This is a genomic window from Peribacillus sp. Hz7 (assembly GCF_042136355.1).
GTDB lineage: Bacteria > Bacillota > Bacilli > Bacillales > DSM-1321 > Peribacillus > Peribacillus asahii_A.
In genome coordinates this window covers 111,349-134,831 of sequence record NZ_JBHHJV010000009.1, presented here as the reverse complement: position 1 = coordinate 134,831, position 23,483 = coordinate 111,349, and the positions used below count along the sequence as shown (strand labels likewise).

Below are 23,483 nucleotides of genomic sequence, written 5' to 3'. Positions count from 1 at the left end.
TATCATTATTTAACATTATTAAGTTTCCGAAGAAGCGGCGATTTCTTCCTGAGTATCCTCTTTTTCTTGCAAAGCAGAACCTTTAGAAGGAAGATATTTGCTGATGAGATAATCATACAGCCCTCCCCCTATCACCGCCCCAATCATTGGCGCGATAAGAGGAACCCAAAAATATCCTTTTATTCCGTCAAAAGCGACAGGTCCCCAACCGACTAGCGCTGTGAATAATCTAGGACCAAAATCTCGTGCCGGATTCATTGCAAACCCAGTTAACACACCAAAGGCACCGCCGATTACAGCGATAACGATTCCTACTGCCAAAGGAAATAAGGCTTTTGTGGGAGCAAATGAATTTCGTTCGTCAATAAAGGAAAATATAGCAGCTACTAGCAAAGCCGTTATAACAATCTCAACACATGCAGCTTGAAAATGATTCAGATAGAAAGCAGGGTAGGTAGAAAAAATACTAGCCAAAGTTTGACTTTGTGCACTTCCGCGGATCACTTCGTTTGTTGTTTCATAGTGAAGGAAACCATTATAATAGAGTCCGTATACTAAGGCGGCTGCTGTAAAGGTTCCTATTGTTTGTGCTAAAATATAAGGCAATACCTTAGCCCAAGAAAACCCGCGATAAACAGCAAGCGCTAATGTGACCGCTGGGTTAATATGCGCTCCCGATATGGCAGCCGTTAAATAAAGAGCCAAACTTACAGCTACTCCCCAAATCAGCCCTATATCCCACATCGTGTATTGAGCTCCATTTAAAACAAGAGCAGCTACACAGCCTGCACCTAAAAAAATCAAAATAAAACTGCCAACAAACTCTGCAATTAATTCCCCTTTTAGTTCTTTCAAGAGTGATACTCCTTTCAATTTTTTAAAACTCCCTCTTTAATTGAAGGTCCTCCCTTTCCTTCTTGTAAATTAATTATAATTTTCCGAATTTTCAATGTCCCTAGACGCTATTTACGTTGTCTAGCATTTTTTATACTTTTTCTAGATTCATTAGCATTTTTTATACTTTTTAAATATGTAATTAAATTCTAGTGACAAATCATATCCTCGGTTTTAGTATTAGTAAAAGATAATATAGTTTTAAGAATATTAGGAATATTTAATTAATATTTTGTTAATATACGAGTTGTCCAAATGTGTAATGAGCTCTTTAATAAAAAGGAAGGATCAGGAGGACTATGATGGAAATTTACAACAGATATCATTGCTGTGCCAGTTGTCAACATTTTAGGGTGCTAAAGGATAACAACAAGAAGGTAGATTATCAATGTTCAAGACTTGACTATCAAACAAAGCCAAACTATAAATTTGATTGCTGGAGCCCAAAAGATATCGTTAAAAAGAGAATGAATAGAAGCCTTTAGTGATTATTCGACTTTCTTGTACATTTTTGGGTTCTCCTTCAAGAACAATTATTCAACACATTTGTTTAAGGAGGTATTATCTTATGAAGATAAAAATTAGAAGGTCACCAGCAACAAAATTGTTGCTTAAACTTTTCAACAAAGTAATTGGTTATTAATGTAAAAATTTAGTGATAGTTTCATTTCTCTGTTGCTGCCTCTACTAACCTCCGCGTATAGGGATGTCGCCTTTTTGAAAATAAATCTTCTGATACAAATAAATCAACGAGCATCCCTTCTTTTAGCACGGCCATTCGTTCACATATATATCGAACAGCAGCCATATCATGCGAAATAAACAAGTAGGACATATTAAACTCTTCTCTCAATTCCTTTAGTAGGTTTAGGATTTGTGCTTGAATGGATACATCTAAACTGGAGGTAGGTTCGTCGCATATAAGCAAGCTTGGCTGAAGGCTAATTCCTCTTGCAATCGCAGCTCTCTGACGCTGACCTCCGCTTAACTGGTGCGGATATCTTTCAAGCAGGCTTTTGTTCAGACCCACTTTTTCGAGCAGGATTTCTGCCATCTGCTTCTTATCATTTCTTACATCCTTTAAAAAAGAGGGAACCACATCAGGATAATTTTCTAGGGACTCAATAACAGATTTCCATACAGGAAGCTTCGGGTTTAAGGATGCTGTTGGGTCCTGAAACACAACTTGAACGTGGCGCCTTGCCTTTCTAAGCTCAGCTCCTTTTAAACACTGAAAATCTATGCCATTTAGTGTGATTTTTCCTCTATCAGATTGATCGAGCCCTAATATCAATTTAGCTAGTGTACTTTTTCCACTCCCGCTCTCACCAATCACCCCCAGACATTCACCTTGCTGTATTTGAAAAGAGACATCGTTCAATACCTTGTTTGAGCGGTAGGATTTACAAACATTTTTAACTTGAAGCATTTAGTTTCCTTCTTCCGTTTCTAAATTGTGGCATGCCGTGCAGTGGGAATCTTCTGCTAGTTGCATCTCTGGCACCATACTACACTTCTCTGATGATTTCGTACACCTAAGAGTAAATGAACAGCCCTGCTTAGCAACGAGTCCTGGCTCTCCAGGGATTACGGCTAATTTTCCTAGTACTGTTTGAGTTAAGACAGGCCTTGCCCGCAGCAGCAGCTTTGTATATGGATGAAGCGGATTGGTCTCGATATTTTCAGTTAAACCCTTTTCAATAATTTGTCCGCCATACATCACAGCCATTGAATTCGCTCTCTTTAACAAATGTTTAAGATCATGAGAAATCAGGAGTATCGCACAACCCAGCTCCCTCTGAAGATCGGCAAGCAAATCTAATATCTTCTCACTTGTAAGGACATCAAGGGCGGTTGTCGGCTCATCCGCAATAATCAGTGAAGGATTAAACATAAGCGCTGCAGCAAGAGATACCCTTTGAAGCTGTCCTCCGCTAAGCTGGTGAGGATAGCTGCTGAAAATCCGTTCTGCTGGCACCTGCACACGTTCAAGCCAGAAGAGAACTTTCTTCCTCGCATCTGCTTTTCTAATTTTCTCGTGGCTGCGAAGCGATTCGATAAGCTGTTTACCAATCTTAATAAAAGGAGTAAAACTCCCCTGATAGTTTTGAAAAAGATAAGCAATCTCTTTTCCTCGTATACATCTCATTTCCTTTTCTGAAAGTCTTGTGAGATCTTTACCCCGGAACTCAATTTGCCCCCCTGAAACATGTAGAGATTTTGGAAGCAATCCTAAAATAGCGGAAGCAGTCAAACTTTTTCCACTTCCACTTTCTCCAGCAAGACCAAGCATTTCACCCGGACGAACTGTAAAGTTCAGCTTTTTAACTAGTGTATGATCTTCCTGCTCATTAGCACCGCGCAATGAAATCGATAGATCTTTAATTTCAAGGACAGGGATAGATTGAAGCCCGGATACTTTCTGTTGACTGTCCTTATTTGTTGGGTTTTGTATTTTTAAATCCATTACTGCAGGCATCCTAATACCCCCGTTTCCTTCGTTATATGCTTTTTATATCAAGCTTATCTCTTAATCCCTCTCCAATTAAATTACATGATAAAACGAGAATAAAAATGGACATTCCTGGATAGAACATTAATTCAGGAATGGTTTGAAAATACGGCCTGCCGTCGTTTAGCATTGCTCCCCACTCTGGTGTCGGGGGTTGAGCTCCAAGACCGAGGTAAGACAGAGAAGAGATGATTAAAATGACTTTTCCAACATCCAGCGTTGCAAGCACGAGAACCGGCGAAATAATTTGCGATAGCAAATGCCTACTGATAATCTTCCATGTTGGACATCCTCCTACCTTTGCCGCTAATATATATTCTTTTTCACGTTCTAATAAGACGATGCCTCTCACAACCCTCGTATAACCGATCCACTTTACTAAAACAACAGAGATCATCAAATTTGTTAAACTCGGACCTAAAAAGCCTGCAATTGCAATGGCTAATATAAACTCTGGAAGTGCTGTTACGCCGTCTGCTAGGCGCATCACAAATGAATCAAATCGTCCGCCAATATACCCTGACAGCAAACCGAGCGGAATACCAATCAAAATAACCATTGCAACGACTAGCGCCGTAATGCCAAGTGTTGTTTGCGAACCAATAATTAGCCTGGAAAAAATGCACCTTCCCATATGATCTGTCCCAAAAGGATATGTTAAGCTTGGAGAGGCAAGGCGCTCGGCCATATTTGCCGTAAAGGGATCGTTCGGTACAAGAAAAGGTCCTATGATTGTAATAAGAATAAAAATTGAAAGAGAAAAGAGACCAAACATTGTTATTGACTTCGATTTTATCCGTACCAAGTGCGGAAAATAAGGTTTCTTTTGCAAAATATGAGGGATCTTCAAGCAGATTCCTCCTTTCCTTGCTTAATGCGTGGATCTAGTAAATAGTAGGATAGATCCACGCATAAATTCATTACTACTACGAATACGCCTGTTAAGAGGACATACCCTTGTATAACTGGATAATCACGGCTAAAAATCGCATCTACTGCCATGCTTCCAAGCCCTGGCCAAGAGAATAAAATTTCTATTACGACAGCTCCACCAAGTAAGCTCCCCATGCTTAATCCAAAAACAGTAATAACAGGCAGCAAGGCTGCTCTAAAAGCGTGGAACCAAAGAATCCGCCATTCTTTCACTCCTCTAGCTCGTGCCGCTTGAATGTAATCCTCAGAAAAGCTTCCAAGAAGTCCTGCTCTAAGAAGTCTTGCATACACAGCCGCCAATGAAAATCCTAAGGCAAAGGAAGGCAATATCGTTTGAGAGAGGGTCCCCATTCCAGTTGATGGAAGGATTTGAAGCTTAAAAGCAAAAAAGTATATGAGCATCAATCCAAACCAAAAGCTTGGAACGGATGCTCCAATTAAGGCAAGAATTCTGCCGACGTAATCTGGCCATTTTCCAGGATAACGAGCTGAGATGATACCCAGTGGCACAGAAATAGACACCATCACGAGAAGTGCACCAACTGTAAGTTGCACGGTGATTGGCAAACGTTCCATCATCTCGTCCCATACAGGCTTTCCACTCATGTAGGATTGGCCGAGATCAAGCTTAATTAAACCGAGCATCCACTGACCATACTGAACATATAGAGGCTGATCAAAGCCAAGCTCACTTCGGAGCTTAACTTGATCAGCTTCAGTTACCATCATTTCATCTGCATTTAAAATCGCCATAACAGGATCACCTGGGGCTAACTTCATTAAGCTAAAGGTAAATATGGATAATAGAAATAAAACAATCACTAATTGAACAAGGCGCTTTCTAACCAGTTCTAACACCTTATTTCACATCCAATGTATGGGTTATAATATAGTACTCCTCAGCTGTAGGAACCCAGCCTTTAATTCGATTATTCACACCTACTAGAATATTTGGATAAACAGCATAGCTATGTACTATTTCCTTGTTGATAATATTGGCTGCTTCTTTCGTCAATTGTATCCTTTCATCTAAATCACTTGTTGTATTTAATTCGTTAATTAATTCATTTAATTCAGGGATATTTATTTTCCCCACGTTAAGTGCCCCTGTTTCTGTGAATGCAGTATTTAAGAAATAACTTCCATCTCCCCGTGGGGATGTATTATTACTGTAAGTAGCAAGATCCCAATCGCTATTTTCTACAAGATGAGTATCAGCATTTTCGACCATTTTAATCTCTATTTCTACCCCTGCTTTTGCTGCATCTGACTGAAATAGCTGCGCAATTAATGGTAATTCTGGACGTGTTTTATATGTGATAAGTTCAAGCTTAAGTGTTTTCCCGTTCTTTTGCATCTTGCCAGCATCATTTTGTTTATATCCTGCCTCGATAAGAAGCGTTTTCGCTTTTTTTATATCCAATTTCTTTACTTCATCATCAATTCCAAACGGAAGATTACTGTTAAATGGACCATTGGCAGGAACCGCATGACCTAGCATGATATCATCTGCAATACTTTGTCGATCAAGTAATAAATTAAGGGCCTCTCTGACTTTTATATCTGATACGTTTGGACTTTTTTGATTAAATAAGACAAAGTGCGATCTAAGACCAGGTACAGATTCAATCTTAAGTGCTGTATCTTTCTCAATAGCTTCTATACCTTCAGCAGGAAGGTTATAAACTACATCTGCCTCTCTAGACTGCAAAGCAAGTGCCCGGACATTTGCATCTTCATTAAATTTAATCGTTGCTTTATTTATTTTTGGCTTTCCTGCCCAGTAGTTATCATTTTTAATCACTTGAACTTCCTGATTTGGAGTAAATTTCTTCACTTGAAAAGGCCCTGTCCCAACCGGTGCATTTCTAAATGCCTCTTCACCTATTTCTTTTTCAGCTGCAATATTGATAATCGAAGTATATGGGTTTACTAGTTCTGATGGTAAAGCAGGATATGGCTCTGTAGTTGTAATGGTAAGCTTTTGACCATCCGCCTCCATTGATTGAATTTTCAAGGAACTTTTAAGAGATTCATTGACAGTGATACTTCGTTCAATTGAAGCTTTGACCTTAGCAGCATCTAGTTTTGCTCCATCTTGGAATGTTACGTCATCTCGAATGATAAACTCCCACGTCACATTGTCCGTTGTCTCCCACTTTTCTGCAAGCCAGCCTTCAATATTTGAGTGTTCATCCAGCTTTAGCAACGTCTCTGTAATACCTGCACGAATAGGAGTAAATATAGTATGAGGATCTAAGTTAGGAGACTTAAAACTAAAGATCATTGTTACATTCTTATCCTTTTCTGTTTTTTCTCCTTCAGCATCTGAATGACTCTTTTCAGCTGAACATCCAACTGTTATGAGCATCATTAATCCTAACGCTAAAATAACCAGCTTTTTTATACTGAACATATTCGTTTTCATTCTTTTTCCCACCTTTATATAAATATCATTAGTTCGTAACCATTACGATTTAATAAGCGGATATTACTAATTTATTAAGATATGAGTCTATTTTTTACTATATATCAAATAACTCTGTATTATTCCTTTACAATCTTTACTTCTGCTGTAGATACTGTATTCTGTTTTGCCGAAAGCAGAATACATGCAGTAATAATGAAAACTCCTCCTAATACGGTTAACATGTCAGGAACTTCTGTCCAAAATAAAAATCCCCACATGACATTAAAAACAATTCCAATATACCTCGTTATTTCTACGACAATCACACGCTCATGCGTAAAGGCTTTCGTTAAAAATATTTGACCTAACAAAGAAACAACTCCTATACATACCAAATAGATAAGTTCGAGCGGTGTGGGTATTACAAAGTTATTCCACATAAGCGGAATAGAGATCAAAGTAGCTGTCGCTAGGAAATAAAAGACAATCTCATAGGAATGATGTTTTTTACTCAAGTAGCGTATAGAAGTTGCTGCACCTGCTGCAAATAGAGCACTAAGAATACCTATGAACGCATAGATCGAATACGTAGAATAATTAAATGGCTTCACGAGTAGAATGGCACCTGCTATCACAAGAGGAAGTAAAAGACGTACTCTTTGGGACACTTTCTCCTTTAACAATATTGCAGCGATAAAAATAGCGAAAAAGGGTGATAAATGAGCCAATATACTTGCATCTGCAAGCGGTATTTTAGAAATCGTATAAAAATAGGCCAACAAATACAAGGCACCAAGAACACCGCGAACGGCAAGCATGGGAACTCCCTTTTTAGAAAATGCCACTTTACTATGTCTCATTATAAAATAGATGATAATCGTTCCAATAATACTCCTAAAAAACGCAACCTCAGCGGAAGGAATCGATAAGCTAACTGCCTTTACCAGGGCATTCATAATACTAAAAACAAGGGAGGATAAAATTGCAAGAATAACCCCATTTTTCATTATTTTCTCTCCAATTCGCTATATATGGCCTCTACATCATGCTCCGTTGTATCCTTGAAGACTTCTGGATAAAAGGAATCTTCTCCATGTTCTTGTATGAATTCATGTAATCTTTTTTCAAAACATTTGATTAACTCCAACGTTTGCGGCATCACAACATTCACTTTTTCAGCTAGACCATAAATAAGTTTCAATTTTTTATAATCTTCAAAAGGAATCCTAGGGATAATCCACTTTCCATATGAATCTTTATAAACTTTTTTGTACGGAACAGATGAAAAATCGAAGTACCTTCCATTCTCATCGGGTTTGGAAAAAGGATCGATAAGAATAGATGCGTATCTTATGTATAGAAGATACTCTTGTTTCAACTCTTCTAGTTGGGGAAAGTTCTCAATATCTTCCCGAGAAAGAGTGAATTCATGAACAGGATAATTGTCATCATTTAAAAACTTTAATAAGTTAATAGGTTTGGCCCCAAGGCATTCAATAAGTATAGAAACTTCCTTCCAGAGTAAAACCATTGCCTTTATCAAATGTTGAGTAATAGGCCCTTCTGGATAAATTTTATACATCCACTTTTTTGAGTCCTTCAAGCTGAATATTTCACTTAACGAAAATTCATTGATGAAGAAAGGCGGATGTACATAAGTTGTAATGTTCTTACTTTCCGCTTCAATAGCATGATTAACCACTGTACAGTGTATGCCCAGACTTTCAATAAAACGCTGAACATTTAAAATAGCCGTGCTGTTATTTTGACTAGCAGCAATATAGATGCGCTTCTTTAAAGCCTTTGTAAAAGTCGTTCGGATACTTACATTTTTCGAATCAAATTTTGTAGCAGCAAAATAAGTAGATAAACTAATGACATCAATTCTATCTTTTGAATTCTTCAGCTGGCTAGTAACAAGAAGGTTAGAACCAATAGTTGGTGAAATTAAAATAATGGTCTTTACCTTTTTCAATGAATCTATATTTAAAGCATTGATTACATCCGTGTAACTGTCACTTGGGGTACATATAATAAGTGTTTGCCAAATATCATCAATGTCATCATAGCCTGCATAAAAACAATCTAATGTAGCTGTCCCTGAAAGGTTGTTATATTTTTCACCTTGCACATTTGAATGAAGAACATAGTGGCTTTGTATCAACTCTTTTGCAAGCCTAACTGTATGGGCGCCTTTTCTGTTCAATAAACCTATATTGTCACTCCACCCGCGAGAAATACTAACAGCCATATGTATGGCAGCTGGTCCTGCACCGATAATTAGTGTATTACCGAAAGGCGGGGATAACGTTTTACCAACGTTAAATGTAGTAAGACTACTCATATATCATCACATCCCTTTGTTAAGTTAAAGGCAGAATCTACAAGAAATATAATTAAAATCAATTAAACAAGCGGCCTGGATTTTTCTAACATTATGGTATCGTAAATATTTTTACTTTGACTAATTTTGGTTTCAATCCAATCCGGAGATAAGTCTTTCTCTAAGGGATAATTAAAGGCAGACTTTAAACCATTCCCATACCTTAAAATAATTTTAGCGTTCATGTTTATATTTGTTCTTAAACTATCTAGGACTTCAAGCTTGTTCCTTACCAGTGAAGCAATAATGATATGTGTAGCTTCTTTAACAAAATCTAATTTATATAAACTTTCACTAGAAAACTTAACTTTTGATTCTAAACCAGAAAATTTTGTTACTTTCTTTGCTAGTTCTACAGCTTCATTATCTATATCCAATCCCACCACTTTAGCTCCCGCTTCTTGAGCAATTGTAAGTGCTGAAGTTGGAAATGCACCTGATCCAATAAAAAGTACTTTAGACGTATCATCAATGCAAAAATGATCAAGTTCTCGCTTAACAGAGTTTGATAATGTATTGATATAATCACTTAAGTTTAATTCATTGTTACACGTACAAATAGATTGGTATTTCTCCATAGCACACAATGCCTTTACTGATACTTCCCTTAGTTTCTCGGAGTGCTCCTTTATTTCACTATGGCATCCCCATAATTCCCACTGATTCAAATTTTCTTCACAAATCACAAATTGGCAAAGATCATCTAATTTGTTTTTTAGCAGTTCAAAACATACGCAACATTCTTCTGAATAGATAATTAATTCTTTTATTTCGTATTCGAGTAACTTTAAAGAAAGTAAAAATTTATATTTCTCTTTCATATTTTTTAATCCCCTCCTGTTTATATGTAGAATTACCCATTCAAATGAATTAACTTCACCCCTTTCAACAAATCGTAATCTTTACGATTTAAAATATACTTTTCTTTCACCTATGTGTCAACCTCAATTATTGGATTTATTTTCAAAAAAATATTTTATATCCCAAAAACATTATTTCGGGATATAAAACAAAATGATTACGATTTATAATCTTAACTTTCTTCTTACGATAAGAAAGTTAAGATTGAAATAATTTAATGAAGTGAATCCAGACAAATACGGATTTACAGCGTTAAGAGGTTTTTTTCATAAAAAAACGCCAATAGATCAAGAATACTTTGGCGTATACTACTCTGGATAACACATTATCTTGTATCTATTTTCTTCTTTTCTTATATGCTAATGGTGTCATATTCATGGACTTTCGGAATTTATCGATGAAATAGCTTGTACTATTAAATCCTACTTGATAGGCGACTTCAGTAACATTGGATTCGGCTTGTTGCAGTAAACTTAAGCTTTTTTCAATTCGATAATCCATTACGTAATTTAATGGTGTTGTCTTTAAAACTCGTTTGAAATATCGACAGCATTCAGAGCGGCTCAATTGACCAGCTCTTGCAATATCGTCTAACATAATTTTTTCAGCATAATGCAGATGGATCCAATTTAACATTTGCTTCATTCGATCATTCTTTAACATTTCCGTCTGATTGTATTCTAATTGAAAGCCATTAATAATTAAGTTTTGCCAAATTAACGTTAGCTGTATCATGATGTCGATTTCATAGTATGGTGATTTTTGCTGAATCCATTGATTGATTTTTATAATAGCTTCTAAAATATTTTTCCCCCACTCCTCATTTGCATCTACATATAAGTAAGGTAAATTAGTCGCTTGAATATAGGGATATACATAGGTTGTATACAGTTCTTGAGGTAAAACAAAATGAGGAGAAACATTTAAACAAATATAGACACAGCCTAATTGGTTGTTTTCTTTCGCCATGTGTAAGCAGCCGCTATTTATAAATAGACCGTTACCTTCTCGAACAACTAGTTTTTCTTCATTTATTTGAAAAGTTGCTTCCCCTTTCACAATCAAAACAAATTGAATTTCCTCATGCCAATGAAGTGGTATATAGCCGTGTATATTTTGGGCAATCGTTGTTTCGTAGCATGCAATTGGTAATGCGACTGTACGATGTTTGGTTAGCTCTTTTAAGCTTTGATCAACCTTAAAATTTTTCATTTGCAAACTTATCACCTCAATATATTTATATTTTTTTATTCAATTTAACTATTATTAAACTAATTTTTCACTTATTATAACACTATTATTATACTTAATATGGAGAATCAATCATGAATAAACCTACTAATAGAAGGAAAGGACTATTTTTCGTTATAACAGGAGCGATACTTTGGGGTGTTGGCGGCACTGTGGCCCAAAAACTCTTTCAACAATACGCCATCGATGTGGATTGGCTCGTAACGACACGATTGCTTATAGCTGGTTTTCTACTATTAACCGTTCAATTTTTTCTAAAGGAACGTTCTCAAATACTTGGGGTCTGGAAAAATCGAAGGACAGCTATTCAGTTGATTATCTTTGGGTTACTCGGCATGCTTGCGGTTCAATACACGTATATGGCATCTATCAGTCATGGTAATGCTGCTGTTGCAACGTTATTACAATATTTAGCACCTGTTATGATTATTGTTTATTTAATTTTACGTAAACAAACTGTTCTAACACGACAAGACTTATTAACGGTTTCACTTGCTTTAGTTGGCTGCTTTTTCTTATTAACAAACGGCTCAATCTCCGGGCTGTCTGTGCCGACATCGGCAATCATTTGGGGTGTTTTATCTGGACTGGCATTAGCCTTTTATACTTTATATGCCATTCCTCTCCTTACGCAATATGATTCCCTTGTCGTTGTCGGCTGGGCGATGATTATCGGTGGTTTTGCCTTAAGCTTTATCCATCCGCCTTGGCAAATGGACTTTACAAGCTTAACACTAGAAAGCTATTTATATTTAGTATTTGTTATCCTATTCGGTACAATGATTGCTTTTTGGTTTTATATTGAAAGTTTACAAAGTCTTTCACCTAAAGAAACAAGCCTTCTAGGTAGTTTAGAACCACTAGCAGCGGTTGTAACAACGGTCATTTGGTTAAAAGAACCTTTTGGATTTTTCCAATGGATTGGTACAGCTTGTATTATTGGAATGATTTTAGTATTAGCATTGAATAAAAAATCTTCTTCAACAAAAAGCCCCTCACAGTGAGCTAATTTCGCTTTAAACTGTGAGGGCTTCACTATGTTTTCTCTTTAGAACGATTGAAAACAAATAAGCAAATTAGGAGAGATAAGAAGAAAACATAATAATGGCTATAAATCATGTAAAAACTTAAGCTCCTTGAAAAGACTTCTTATGAAATCGTTCAATTAAGTGAAAAACCTCTTCCCCTTTTTCGGACAATTCCGCTTCAGGAACTAGCTTTAAAACCATTGCTTGGTATGGCTCCGGAACCACTCTATAGTGATGAATATACGGAAGTAACATAAAGTTACATTTTTCCCAAAATCGGATACGTGCAAGATTTTCGGGCGTCTGTTCTGCTTCGACTTCGATGACAATACTGTCAAATTCACGATTTATTGACCAACTCATTATATAATTAATTATCATCCTACCTACACCTCGGTTTCGATGTTTCTCCCGAACCGCGAGATAATCTATAAGAAGGATCTTTGTTCCCTGCAAATTTCCCGATAGCGCTATCGCATATACCTCGGATTCATCTTGAGCTATATGGAAGAAGCATGTTTGTTTCCGAAACATATTTCGGATAATCTTCTCAGCCTTTGCCCCTTTTTCACCAAAAGCTTCATAATAGATGCTCCTCCACTTCTGCCATACTTCTTCATCCCAATGGTCCACTGTCTTAAATTCCATGGAATTCCCCCATGTTTGTCCCAAATTTTTTTAGTTACTTTTATCTATCATTAACAACTGAAAAAGGTTCAAATGTTTAAGCTAGATATTTGTGATGCCTTCCCTTTCTTTCTCGAGACTTAATAAATGCTTCTTCATCTCCAAACCACCTCGATAACCTGTCAGTTTTCCATTTTTGCCTATTACTCGATGGCATGGAACAGAGATAAGAATGGGATTAGCTCCAATAGCAGTCCCAACTGCACGTACAGCAGACGGCTTCCGAATCATTTCTGCTATTTGTGAATAAGTAAATGTTTCTCCGTATGGTATCTCGTTTAAGGCATTCCATGTCTCCTGTTGAAAAGATGTTCCCTGAATATCCATTGGAAATGTAAATGATGCCCGTTTCCCTTCAAAATATTCTAATAATTCTTCTATATATGGTTGCAGCGCTCCATCATCCTCTATCAATTCCAAGTTAGAAAATCGTCTCTTTGCCCATTCTTTTACCTCTTCAAAGGATTTATTAGGAGAACCTACATAACACAATCCGTTAGATGTTGCGGCTAAATAAAATTTCCAATTCTCATATACAAAAGACGACCAAAACACGACTTGGTTTCTAATGTTATTCATTCTGTTTTCCTCCATTAACCCTCTTTGAACTACCCCCACCTACTCCACTACGTTTCGTCGAGGAGGGAGATTCCTACGTACAAGATTCTATCGAACCTTAATAGAGTAGGCTATCCCTGTCGCACCGACAGTTAGCAGTACAAACGACTAACCTAGCAAGTCTCCTGCAAAAAAGAATCTAGTTAGACAGCTAACGCTAATTCTTTTATATTTTTAGATGCGTTCACATCCGCGTTGTCTGTGTGACCGCATTTTTGACACACAAATTCAGCTTGCGTTGGACGATTGGCTTTTTCTGTATGGCCGCAAGCATGACAACGCTGTGAGGTACGTGTAGGATGGACAGCGATGACGGTTTTCCCATACCATTCCGCTTTATATTCCAGCATGGTACGGAATTGTGACCAAGATGCTTCACTGATCGCTTTTGCCAGATGGTGATTCTTCCTCATATTCGCTACCTTTAAATCTTCTATTCCGATCACATCGTGGTTTTTGATGATTTCGGTAGATATTTTTTGAAGGTAGTCTGTTCGTGCGTTCACGATTTTTTCGTGAATACGCGCCACTTTTTTTCGTTGTTTTTGATAATTTTTTGCTTCATTTAGTGGTTTCTTTTGGTGAAGCGCTCTTTCTTGTCTTCTCGATAAGATCCGTTGTGCTTTCACTAATTTTCCCTCCAGAGAACGGAAAAACTTTGGGTTGGAATAGATGGTTCCATCTGACAGAATCGCAAAATCTTTTAGGCCGACATCGATGCCAACAGCCGAATTGGTTTTTGATAATTTGGTTACTTCGACTTTGGTAGCTAGAGAAACAAAATATTTCCCCGATGGATTCCGTCTAATCTTCGCACTCAAAATACGACCGTGTACTTCACGACTTTTGGCAAAACGAACAAGACCTAGCTTTGGCAACTTGATCCGGTCGTCTATAACAGCGATATTTCCATTCGTATGCTTCGTAACGTAAGACTGGACAGGATTCTTTTTGGATTTAAAACGCGGTGGCTTATTCTGTTTTTTGTAATATCGACTATAAGCATCCGCTAAGTTTTCAACCGATTTTTGCAAAGCGATACTATCCACTTCTTTCAAAAAAGAATACTGTTTCTTTAATTCTGGAAGTTCTTTGATGGTTTCATATTTATTCAAATAGTCCCCTTTCCAATTATTTGAGGAAAGTTGACCATTCTGCTTCATTTCTTCTGTGATAGACCAGTAAGCGTCTTTTTCTTTCTGTTTACCAAGAAAGAGATTAAAGACAAATCTTGAACAACCGATCGTCTTATGGATGAGTTCCATTTGTTTCTGATTAGGGTATAAGCGAAACTTAAAGGCTTTGTGGATGAACATGGTTGAGCACCTCCTTCACCATTTACCTTATTATACCATATATAAACCCAAGGATTCAAACACATGTTCCTGTTTTGTGAAATAGTCACTAATCAGAAGGACAAAAGGGATGGTACTCCTATCATCGTCATTTTCTTACGATTCAACCAACAGTCGGACAATCGAGATAGCCAGTAAGCCATCCCAATCAGAAGGCGATTCATCCCCTCCCTACCCATTGGGCTATCACCCTTCACATTCCTTGAGGAAGGGGTATTCTCGCCTGTTTTTTGATAAAACATGTATCTTTTAAAAGGCACCAGCTATAGGCTTTTATAGAGTATATAACCCGACATGCTTACTAGTAGTATACAAAAATATACGGTTGCAACATACATGTTTTTATCTACCCTTCTGCTTTCGTTCATTAGATTTTTTTATTTTCATTAATTTAGTGGGCGGCTGCTTTCGCAGCCATTTAATAAAACGTGAGAGTTTTTCATCTTCCCTCATCTCACGCAACGTTGTTAAACGTGCAGCGATTTCCTCATTCGTGTAGAGGGCATGTATTTGTTTATGACAAGGTATACATAATTTTGCTGTCGATCCAAATGTCCCTCCCATCTCTTTTGGAAGTAGGTGATGAACGGTTGTTTCCACTCCATTACGACCACAAAGTTCACAGACCCCCACTGATTTTTCCTCCTATGCTTTATTCATTAATCAATCTGTATATAAGCACTTATTTGAACATCTTCGTTACAAAAACTGAAAAATAGATTAAAAACTTAAACATAGTGTTTTAAATGCTTTATTTTTTTTAAAATAACCCGTATTTCCGACAGTAACAAACATCTCTCTGATGAAAAGTTCTCTTCGATACAAAACATTATTAGTTTGATACGAATATTCTCTTTATATGAATCAAAACAGAAGAGTTTCTATTGAACAAGGGATTTGAAGGTCGGATGTCTAACATATTAACGATTAAACAAATCAAATCTGCAAATAGGGTTGTTGTAAATATCTGCATGTGATAGAATAACCAAGTTTCCACTTTTGTTATTTTATGTAATGAGAACAAAAGCATATAGAACGGGGCTGATGTAATGAATCGCGAAACTGAACAACACCGAATTAATGATGTCATCCGTGAAATTGAATACAAAAAGAACAAGTTATATTCCAAGGCTACTGAGTTAAAAGAAAGTATCATTGGTCTTCGTAAAAACTTTTGGGAAGATGTCACGGTCAATTTGGATGAGCCAGATGATGTAATTGAAACACAAGCTAGTCTGAAACAGCAGGCCGAGCTATTATCGGAACGAGAAAGATTTCATGGAAAAGTTGGCGAAGAACTAAAAACATTAAATAAGCTAAAGGACTTCCCTTATTTTGGGAGAATTGATTTTATCGAAAATCCAGGAAATGAAGAGGAACAGATCTATATCGGCATTGCTTCCTTGATGGATCATAACGAGGAAAACTTTCTAATCTATGATTGGCGTGCGCCGATTTCCAGTCTGTACTATGATTATTCTCCTGGTAAGGCACAATATGAGACGATGCAAGGAACAATAACAGGGGAAATGACCTTGAAGAGACAGTTCATTATCAGATATGGCTTAATTGAAGGCATGTTTGATACTGGAGTTACAATAGGTGATCAGCTTCTCCAGCAAGCACTTGGAAATAATGCGAGTACAGCAATGAAAAGCATTGTAGCAACTATTCAAAAGGAACAAAACAAAATTATTAGAAATGAACGAAGCAGTCTCTTAATCGTGCAAGGAGTAGCTGGGAGCGGAAAAACGTCTGCTGTTTTACAACGTATCGCCTACTTAATGTACCGCTTTCGAGAAAAGTTAACTGCTACTAACCTTCTTCTCTTTTCACCCAACCCTTTATTTTCGAGCTATATTTCCAATGTACTACCTGAGTTAGGAGAAACAAATATTAACCAAACGACTTTATTGGACTTTTTGAAAAAGGGAATAGAAAATGATATTAAGATTGAATCACCTTTTGAACAAATAGAATATACTCTTACAAAAATGGATAGCAAAGATTATGCAGTTCGTTTAAAAAGCATCGACTTTAAATCAAGCTTAGACTTTAAACATATGTTGGATGAATATATTTCTCGATTGAAATCTGACGGAATTCGCTTTAAAAATCTGACGTTCCGTAAACAGATTCTTATTTCAAAAGAACAAATTCGTAATTATTTTTATTCTTTAGATCAAGAAATCGCAATTCCTAATAGAATGGAACTCGTTTCGAAATGGCTGCTAAAAGAAATCCGTAAACATCAGAAGGCGGAAAAAAAGAAAGACTGGGTTACAGAGAAAATAGAGTTATTAGATAAAGAAGACTATATGAAGGCCTATTACAAAAGTCAAAAAGAAGACGAAGATGATCCTGACAGAGAAGAAAATTTGCTCCGATCAGAAGTCGTAAACAAGTATTTCTCCCCCATTAAAAGGCGTGTGAAGCAATTGGAGTTTGTCCATATCTTAGCAACTTACCGTGAGCTTTTCACAAAGGGAGAGTTTGAAGAAAAACTAGAGGATTGGAAAGAAATTTGTGCTCATACAGAGGTCAATCTATCTCACAAGTTTTTGACGTGGGAAGATGCTGCACCGTATTCATATTTTAAAAACCGCTTGCTAGGGAATCATACGAATCAATCTGTCCGTCATTTATTTATCGATGAAGTTCAAGATTACTCCGCATTTCAGTTTGCTTATATAAAGTACATCTTTCCGTATACAAGAATGACCATACTAGGAGATATTAATCAGGGCATATACACATACGCTACAACGGCAAACCCGCTTATTCCTGAGGAACTGGAGAAAAATCAAGAAAGAATCACTCTGACCAAAAGTTATCGTTCTACTAAGCAAATTGTTGAATTCACTAAATACTTTGCTCCAGGTAGAGAGTTAATCGAACCGTTTGAACGCGAAGGAGAAAAACCAAAGCTGATAACATTAAGTAATAAAGCTGATATAGCAGAGACCTTGAGTGCGAGCGTAAAAGAACTGCTTGATAAAGGATATGAAACAATCGCTATCATATGTAAAACATTACAAGAAAGTACTATGATTTATCATTTATTACAGCATAAAATATCCGTCAAGCAAATAACTGAGCAAACGTATTCTTTCGAAAAAGGATTGCTCGTACTTCCTGTTTATTTGGCTAAAGGAATTGAATTCGATGCCGTTATTATTCCAAATGCATCTAAACAACAATACGCCCTTGAATCTGATAGAACCCTTTTCTATACTGCCTGTTCTAGAGCTATGCATATGCTGGTCATGATGACAGAAGATGAACCATGTACTTTTATTGAACAAGCAGCAAGAGAAACGTTTGAACTGCTATAATATGTCCAACACTTTGCTTTAATCTTTAAAGCAAAGTTATGTTATATGATACTGCCGATTTTTAGATTGATTATTTACGTTATTAACTTTTCGTACCAAAAGGCACTACTCTTTTATATGCATTGTTTGAATATGAGCTTACATTAAGTGTGAAAAAATCATCAAAAAGACGGGCAACAGCCCGCCTTTTTGATGATTTCTATTTATGTATGAAAATATTATGTATTAAATCCGTTTTGCTCCAATATATTTAGGTTTCCAGTAACTATTACTTGTTTTAGCATAAGAAACACCTTTTGAAGAAGAAGAATGAATAAATTGATTATCTCCTACATAAATGGCTACATGAGTTGGTCTTGATGCCTTATTTGGAGCGAAGAACATTAAGTCTCCTTTTTTTAACGCACTTACTTTTTTTCCTTTTTTGTACATTTCCGCAGCCGTTCGCGGTAATGTTTTACCTTGTTTACCATATGAATATTTCACAAGTCCAGAGCAATCAAATCCACTTGGTGAAATGCCGCCCCATTTATATTTTACGCCTAGATGACTTTTGGCTACAGAGATCGCTTTAGTATGATATGTTGCAGCTTCTGCTTTATCTTCATTTAAAGTAATTCCAATACTCAATGTGACAATGAACAACAATCCAACAATGATTTTCTTTAGCATACATACCTCCTACATCAATTTCATACTTGTATTATACGAAAACTATTTTTCGCTTGCTTCACAGGAATATTACAGTTTGTAGACAAAGTATTACAAGAAGAGACAAATATGACCTTATTGCATAAAAAATACCTCCTGAAAATCAGGAGGTATTCGATAAATACTATTCCACTTCGACAATTTTCACATTCTCATTCTCAACAATTGCTTTGAAAGATTTTACTTCTGGTCGTTCGAAAATAAAGTCCGCTATACCATCTTCTAGCTGTTCTTGAATGACGCGACGAAGCGGACGAGCCCCGAACGATGGATTATATCCAAGTTCGACTAATTTTTCTTTTGCAGCATCCGTTACTTCTAATGATAGTTGCTGCGTATCAAGTGTTGTGTAAAGCTCTTGTAACATAAGCTCCACAATCTGTAATAAATCTTCTTTTTGTAACGCAGAGAATTCAATAATGCTATCGAATCGATTTAAAAACTCTGGCTTAAAGAAGTTTCCAAGTGATTGTAGAATGTTCGCTTCAGTAACGGTTGTATTTGTTAAGAATCCCATTTCCTTGCGTTTTTCTGTTGCCCCAGCATTACTTGTCATAATAATGACTGTATCTTTGAAATTCACTGTACGACCTTGACTATCTGTTAATCGTCCATCGTCTAAAATTTGCAAAAATACATTCATCACTTCAGGATGCGCCTTTTCAATTTCATCTAATAAAATAATGCTGTACGGTTTACGACGCACTTTTTCTGTTAATTGTCCCGCTTCTTCATGACCTACATAACCTGGAGGGGAACCAATTAATTTAGAAACGCTATGTTTTTCCATGTATTCACTCATATCTAAACGAATCATTGAATCTTTAGAGCCAAATAATTCTTCGGCTAACGCTTTCGATAATTCTGTTTTACCGACACCTGTAGGTCCGACAAAAAGGAAGGAACCAATTGGGCGATGCTTCGATTTCAATCCAGCTCGACTTCTTCGTACAGCTTTCGCTACTTTTTGAACGGCTTCACTTTGACCAATCACTTTTTTCGCTAATGCCTCTTGTAAATGAAGCATTTTTTCTTGCTCATTTTCTTGAAGCTTACCAACTGGAATACCTGTTTTTTGTTCAATGATTGCTTGAATATCTTCAACCGTTACCATTGGTTTTTCTACGTCTACGCCTGATTGAAGTATTTTTTCTAATTTTTCTTCTTCATCACGTAAAGTAGCGGCTTTTTCATAGGCTTCTTCTTTCAATGCTTGTTCTTTTTCTTTATAAATTTGAGCTAAACGAGCTTTCGCCTGTTCCTCTTCAATTCCTTCAATTGTTAAATTAAGTTTAGAACCGGCTTCATCGATTAAGTCAATCGCTTTGTCTGGAAGAAAGCGGTCTTGAATATAACGATGTGAAAGTTCAACAGCTGCTTTAAGTGCTTCTTCACTATAAGTGACACTATGATATGCTTCATAGCGTTCTTGTAACCCTTTTAAAATAGTAAGGGCTTCTTCTGGTGTTGGTTCTGACACTTGAACAGGTTGGAATCGTCGTTCTAACGCTCCATCTTTTTCAATTTGGCGATATTCAGAAAGTGTCGTCGCACCAACTAATTGTAATTCACCTCTTGCTAAAGCTGGTTTTAAAATATTTCCGGCATCCATAGACCCTTCTGCTGAACCAGCGCCTACTAATTGATGAATTTCATCAATAAAAAGAATCACATTGTTTCTTTCTTGTAATTCAGCAATAAGCTGTTTCATTCGCTCTTCAAATTGACCGCGAATTCCAGTATTTGAAACAAGAGAAGCAACATCAAGCATATAGACTGCTTTAGCCTGCAGTTTTGCAGGTACTTTTCCTTCTGCAATTTTTAAAGCTAATCCTTCTGCGATTGCTGTTTTACCGACTCCAGGTTCACCAATTAACACAGGATTATTCTTGTTTCGTCTATTTAATATTTCAATCACACGTTTCACTTCTTCATCACGACCGATGACAGGATCAATTAATCCAGCTTTTGCTGCGTCTGTTAAATTACGACCGAACTCGTCAAGTAATCCTCCTCTATTGCCACCTTCTGTTTGTGATGGAATAGGATTATTTATATGAAATGGCTGTTGCATGAAGGATGAAAATAAATCATCATTTGTCGGGAATTTCTCTTTGTTCATTCCACCCATAGCAGCTCCTAATTTATTACGTTCTTCTTTATAACAAACGGAGCACAATGTTAAATTATGTTGTTGACCATTTAGATTTATGCGAAATTGAACATTTGCTTGATTCACTTTGCATTTTTCACATTTCATTTAGTACTCCTCCTTATAATTTAGATCATATTTGACTTTGACTAACTTTGACCTTTAAGAGCATTATACCTTGACCTTTTTTGACTTTCAAGACATTTGTTCAAAAAAATTTAAAAACCAACTCACAAGTGAGTCGGCACTTCCCTTATATTGAACTACCCCCACCTACTTCACTACGTTTCGTTGAGGAGGGGGATTCCTACGTACAAGATTCAATCGAACCTTAATTGATTAGGCGATCCCTGCCGCACCGACAGTTAGCAGTACAAACGACTAACAAAGCAAGCCTCCTGCAAAAAAAGAATAAAGTTAGACAGCTAACGCTAATACTTTTATATTTTTAGAGGCGTTCACATCAGCGTTATCTGTGTGACCGCATTGTTGACACACAAATTTGGCTTGCGTTGGAAGATTGGCTTTTTCTGTATGTCCGCAAGCATGACAACGCTGTGATGTACGTGTAGGATTGACAGCGATGACGTTTTTCCCATACCAATCCGCTTTATACTCCAGCATGGTGCAGAATTGTGACCAGGATGCTTCACTAATCGCTTTTGCCAGATTGTAATTCTTCCTCATATTTGATACCTTTAAATCTTCTATTCCGATCACATCGTGGTTTTTGATGATTTCGGTAGACATTTTTTGAAGGTAGTCTGTTCGTGCATTTACGATTTTTTCGTGAATACGAGCCACTTTTCTTCGTTGTTTTTGATAATTTTTCGCTTCAGATAGGGATTTCTTTTGTTGAATCGCTCTTTCTTGCCTTCTAGATAAAATCCGTTGAGCTTTAACCAATTTTTCTTCAAGAGAGCGAAAAAACTTTGGATTAGAATAGATGGTTCCATCTGACAGAATCGCAAAATCTTTTAGGCCGACATCGATGCCAACAGCCGAATTGGTTTTTGATAATTTGGTTACTTCGACTTTGGTAGCTAGAGAAACAAAATATTTCCCCGATGGATTCCGTCTAATCGTAGCACTCATTATAAATCGTCAAATCCTTATACTTTGTTAACGAATCCATGACGGTATTCGGAATCGCTCCAAATCCGATTTGTATACTATCTCCATCTTGGATAAGCTCCGCGATATATTGACCAATGATTCGATCTTTTTCCGTAATAGCTGGCGCTTGTGCCTCGATTAACGGCTGATGATTTCCCACTAAACAATCGACTTCAGAAATATGAATCTGTTTTCCAAGTCTTGGGGAAGTAACAAAAGATAAAGAACTAAAGCAAATTTCCTTAAATTTAATTAAAAAGAAGAGGATACAAACTTATCAAAAGAAGTATGCAATTGTATGGAAAAATGCGTGAGGAATAATGAAAATGTATCTCATTTTCTACTCTTAGAAATTTGATATAAATGAAAAACATCACCAACATATGTCAATGATATTTTTCGTTGTAACTTGATTAATAATAAAAATCCATTAACGTTTCATCCATCAAGTCTTGAGTAAGGCCGATATAAATCATAGTATCTTTTTGATTGGAGTGATTGAGAATCTGTTGTAATAAAGCAAGATCTTTAAACCTTTGATAATGTAGATAACCAAATGTTTTTCGAAGCGTATGTGTTCCTACATCTGGAACATCGGCCATCTCCGCTGCTTTGTTAAGCACACGATATGCTTGCACCCTCGTAATCGGCCCCGCTCCTTTTCGACTCGGAAATAAATAGCCATCACTTTTCAATTTCATTTTTCGTACATATTTCCTCACTTCTTTTCGCAATTGTGGATTAATGAGGAAGCGTTTAACCTTATCTGTTTTTTGTTCGACAATGACAATATGTGTACCATCCAATAAATCTTTGACACGCAATTGCAACAAGTCCCCAATTCGAAGTCCGATATTAATGCCAATCGTAAACATCATATAATCTCGATAGCTACAATATTTGAGCAATGCTTTTTTCATTCTTTCTATTTGATCTAGCCGGCGAATCGGCTGGACATTTTTTATCTTTTTTGAAGTTGTGTGCATCCTATAACTACGCCCCCTTCTCCCTTCTTTTATTGTAATGTATGTATGAAAAAAACGCTAAGTTTTTTAAAAAATGAAATCGCTGAAACCATTGATTTAATAGGATTTTGAATGTATCAATACAGGTCCTTTGTTACATTCAGAATATTATGAAAATAAATCTCGTAAAATAGCAAGAAATCGAAAATCTCTTTAAACCCCATTTAAATGGTCAAATTCGCATTTTAAGATATTCGGGATAAATGACTAGC

At 36.6% G+C, this 23,483-nt stretch carries 20 protein-coding genes and 1 pseudogene; 2 read left to right on the top strand and 19 right to left on the bottom strand.

What is annotated here, in order from left to right:
- Positions 1–18: 18 nt before the first annotated feature.
- The 10 genes from ACE199_RS14065 to ACE199_RS14020 form a co-directional block, all read right to left on the bottom strand.
- The gene (locus ACE199_RS14065; protein WP_375350335.1) at positions 19–855 is read right to left on the bottom strand and encodes an MIP/aquaporin family protein; all 837 of its coding nucleotides are present in this window, start codon (positions 853–855) and stop codon (positions 19–21) included.
- Positions 856–1,558: 703 nt separating this feature from the next.
- On the bottom strand, positions 1,559–2,323 hold the full coding sequence (locus ACE199_RS14060; protein WP_375350333.1) for an ABC transporter ATP-binding protein: 765 nt from the start codon (positions 2,321–2,323) through the stop codon (positions 1,559–1,561).
- A complete protein-coding gene (locus tag ACE199_RS14055) occupies positions 2,324–3,373 on the bottom strand; it encodes an ABC transporter ATP-binding protein (protein ID WP_375350331.1) in 1,050 nt (349 codons plus the stop codon).
- A 22-nt stretch (positions 3,374–3,395) separates the two neighbouring features.
- Positions 3,396–4,256 carry a nickel transporter permease gene (gene nikC / locus ACE199_RS14050; RefSeq protein ID WP_375350329.1) on the bottom strand — a complete coding sequence of 287 codons (861 nt, stop codon included), beginning with the start codon at positions 4,254–4,256 and terminating at the stop codon, positions 3,396–3,398.
- Positions 4,253–5,197 (bottom strand): nickel ABC transporter permease, encoded by a 945-nt coding sequence (gene nikB / locus ACE199_RS14045; RefSeq protein ID WP_375350328.1) that lies wholly within the window; start codon positions 5,195–5,197, stop codon positions 4,253–4,255. The genes nikC and nikB overlap by 4 nt, the downstream gene beginning before the upstream one ends.
- 1 nt (position 5,198) lies before the next feature.
- Positions 5,199–6,767: a nickel ABC transporter substrate-binding protein gene (gene nikA / locus ACE199_RS14040; protein WP_375350326.1), complete on the bottom strand. Its 1,569-nt coding sequence runs from the start codon at positions 6,765–6,767 to the stop codon at positions 5,199–5,201.
- 119 nt (positions 6,768–6,886) lie between these two features.
- On the bottom strand, positions 6,887–7,756 hold the full coding sequence (locus tag ACE199_RS14035) for a DMT family transporter (protein WP_375350324.1): 870 nt from the start codon (positions 7,754–7,756) through the stop codon (positions 6,887–6,889).
- Positions 7,756–9,093 carry an opine metallophore biosynthesis dehydrogenase gene (locus tag ACE199_RS14030; RefSeq protein WP_375350322.1) on the bottom strand — a complete coding sequence of 446 codons (1,338 nt, stop codon included), beginning with the start codon at positions 9,091–9,093 and terminating at the stop codon, positions 7,756–7,758. The genes ACE199_RS14035 and ACE199_RS14030 overlap by 1 nt, the downstream gene beginning before the upstream one ends.
- 62 nt (positions 9,094–9,155) lie before the next feature.
- Complete coding sequence (locus ACE199_RS14025) at positions 9,156–9,953, bottom strand: nicotianamine synthase family protein (protein ID WP_375350321.1); 798 nt, start codon at positions 9,951–9,953, stop codon at positions 9,156–9,158.
- Between the two features lie 376 nt (positions 9,954–10,329).
- Positions 10,330–11,211, bottom strand: coding sequence for an AraC family transcriptional regulator (locus ACE199_RS14020; RefSeq protein ID WP_375350319.1), 882 nt, complete (start codon positions 11,209–11,211; stop codon positions 10,330–10,332).
- A gap of 107 nt (positions 11,212–11,318) precedes the next feature.
- On the opposite strand from ACE199_RS14020, the gene ACE199_RS14015 reads away from it, so the two are divergent.
- Positions 11,319–12,248, top strand: coding sequence for an EamA family transporter (locus ACE199_RS14015; RefSeq protein ID WP_375350317.1), 930 nt, complete (start codon positions 11,319–11,321; stop codon positions 12,246–12,248).
- A 123-nt stretch (positions 12,249–12,371) separates the two neighbouring features.
- On the opposite strand, the gene ACE199_RS14010 is transcribed toward ACE199_RS14015, so the two are convergent.
- The 4 genes from ACE199_RS14010 to ACE199_RS13995 form a co-directional block, all read right to left on the bottom strand.
- Positions 12,372–12,920 (bottom strand): GNAT family N-acetyltransferase, encoded by a 549-nt coding sequence (locus ACE199_RS14010; protein ID WP_375350315.1) that lies wholly within the window; start codon positions 12,918–12,920, stop codon positions 12,372–12,374.
- A gap of 81 nt (positions 12,921–13,001) precedes the next feature.
- A complete protein-coding gene (locus ACE199_RS14005; protein ID WP_375350313.1) occupies positions 13,002–13,538 on the bottom strand; it encodes a methylated-DNA--[protein]-cysteine S-methyltransferase in 537 nt (178 codons plus the stop codon).
- Between the two features lie 182 nt (positions 13,539–13,720).
- A complete protein-coding gene (tnpB, locus tag ACE199_RS14000; RefSeq protein WP_375350311.1) occupies positions 13,721–14,893 on the bottom strand; it encodes an IS200/IS605 family element RNA-guided endonuclease TnpB in 1,173 nt (390 codons plus the stop codon).
- A 381-nt stretch (positions 14,894–15,274) separates the two neighbouring features.
- On the bottom strand, positions 15,275–15,565 hold the full coding sequence (locus ACE199_RS13995) for an HNH endonuclease (protein WP_252285983.1): 291 nt from the start codon (positions 15,563–15,565) through the stop codon (positions 15,275–15,277).
- Between the two features lie 416 nt (positions 15,566–15,981).
- On the opposite strand from ACE199_RS13995, the gene helD reads away from it, so the two are divergent.
- Positions 15,982–18,267, top strand: coding sequence for an RNA polymerase recycling motor HelD (gene helD / locus ACE199_RS13990; RefSeq protein WP_375350309.1), 2,286 nt, complete (start codon positions 15,982–15,984; stop codon positions 18,265–18,267).
- A gap of 225 nt (positions 18,268–18,492) precedes the next feature.
- Here the strand turns inward: helD and ACE199_RS13985 are convergent, their stop codons facing one another.
- The 5 genes and pseudogenes from ACE199_RS13985 to ACE199_RS13965 all read right to left on the bottom strand — a co-directional run bounded on the left by ACE199_RS13985 (position 18,493) and on the right by ACE199_RS13965 (position 23,232).
- A complete protein-coding gene (locus ACE199_RS13985; RefSeq protein WP_375350308.1) occupies positions 18,493–18,939 on the bottom strand; it encodes a C40 family peptidase in 447 nt (148 codons plus the stop codon).
- Positions 18,940–19,102: 163 nt separating this feature from the next.
- Positions 19,103–21,238 (bottom strand): ATP-dependent Clp protease ATP-binding subunit, encoded by a 2,136-nt coding sequence (locus ACE199_RS13980; RefSeq protein ID WP_375350307.1) that lies wholly within the window; start codon positions 21,236–21,238, stop codon positions 19,103–19,105.
- Between the two features lie 309 nt (positions 21,239–21,547).
- Positions 21,548–22,228, bottom strand: a pseudogene (locus ACE199_RS13975) (RNA-guided endonuclease TnpB family protein); the annotation flags it as partial.
- Complete coding sequence (locus ACE199_RS13970) at positions 22,209–22,406, bottom strand: hypothetical protein (protein ID WP_375350306.1); 198 nt, start codon at positions 22,404–22,406, stop codon at positions 22,209–22,211. The pseudogene ACE199_RS13975 and the gene ACE199_RS13970, both read right to left, overlap by 20 nt.
- A 253-nt stretch (positions 22,407–22,659) precedes the next feature.
- Entirely contained in the window at positions 22,660–23,232 is a 573-nt protein-coding gene (locus tag ACE199_RS13965; RefSeq protein ID WP_375350305.1) for a site-specific integrase, read from the bottom strand.
- Positions 23,233–23,483 lie beyond the last annotated feature (251 nt).

Excerpts from the sequence above, each read along its gene's own strand:
- ACE199_RS14060 (WP_375350333.1), bottom strand. The coding sequence starts at position 2,323 with ATGCTTCAAGTTAAAAATGTTTGTAAATCCTACCGCTCAAACAAGGTA.
- ACE199_RS14055 (WP_375350331.1), bottom strand. The coding sequence starts at position 3,373 with ATGCCTGCAGTAATGGATTTAAAAATACAAAACCCAACAAATAAGGAC.
- nikA (WP_375350326.1), bottom strand. The coding sequence starts at position 6,767 with ATGAAAACGAATATGTTCAGTATAAAAAAGCTGGTTATTTTAGCGTTA.
- ACE199_RS14035 (WP_375350324.1), bottom strand. The coding sequence starts at position 7,756 with ATGAAAAATGGGGTTATTCTTGCAATTTTATCCTCCCTTGTTTTTAGT.
- ACE199_RS14030 (WP_375350322.1), bottom strand. The coding sequence starts at position 9,093 with ATGAGTAGTCTTACTACATTTAACGTTGGTAAAACGTTATCCCCGCCT.
- ACE199_RS14025 (WP_375350321.1), bottom strand. The coding sequence starts at position 9,953 with ATGAAAGAGAAATATAAATTTTTACTTTCTTTAAAGTTACTCGAATAC.
- ACE199_RS14015 (WP_375350317.1), top strand. The coding sequence starts at position 11,319 with ATGAATAAACCTACTAATAGAAGGAAAGGACTATTTTTCGTTATAACA.
- ACE199_RS14010 (WP_375350315.1), bottom strand. The coding sequence starts at position 12,920 with ATGGAATTTAAGACAGTGGACCATTGGGATGAAGAAGTATGGCAGAAG.
- ACE199_RS14005 (WP_375350313.1), bottom strand. The coding sequence starts at position 13,538 with ATGAATAACATTAGAAACCAAGTCGTGTTTTGGTCGTCTTTTGTATAT.
- tnpB (WP_375350311.1), bottom strand. The coding sequence starts at position 14,893 with ATGTTCATCCACAAAGCCTTTAAGTTTCGCTTATACCCTAATCAGAAA.
- helD (WP_375350309.1), top strand. The coding sequence starts at position 15,982 with ATGAATCGCGAAACTGAACAACACCGAATTAATGATGTCATCCGTGAA.
- ACE199_RS13985 (WP_375350308.1), bottom strand. The coding sequence starts at position 18,939 with ATGCTAAAGAAAATCATTGTTGGATTGTTGTTCATTGTCACATTGAGT.
- ACE199_RS13980 (WP_375350307.1), bottom strand. The coding sequence starts at position 21,238 with ATGAAATGTGAAAAATGCAAAGTGAATCAAGCAAATGTTCAATTTCGC.
- ACE199_RS13965 (WP_375350305.1), bottom strand. The coding sequence starts at position 23,232 with ATGCACACAACTTCAAAAAAGATAAAAAATGTCCAGCCGATTCGCCGG.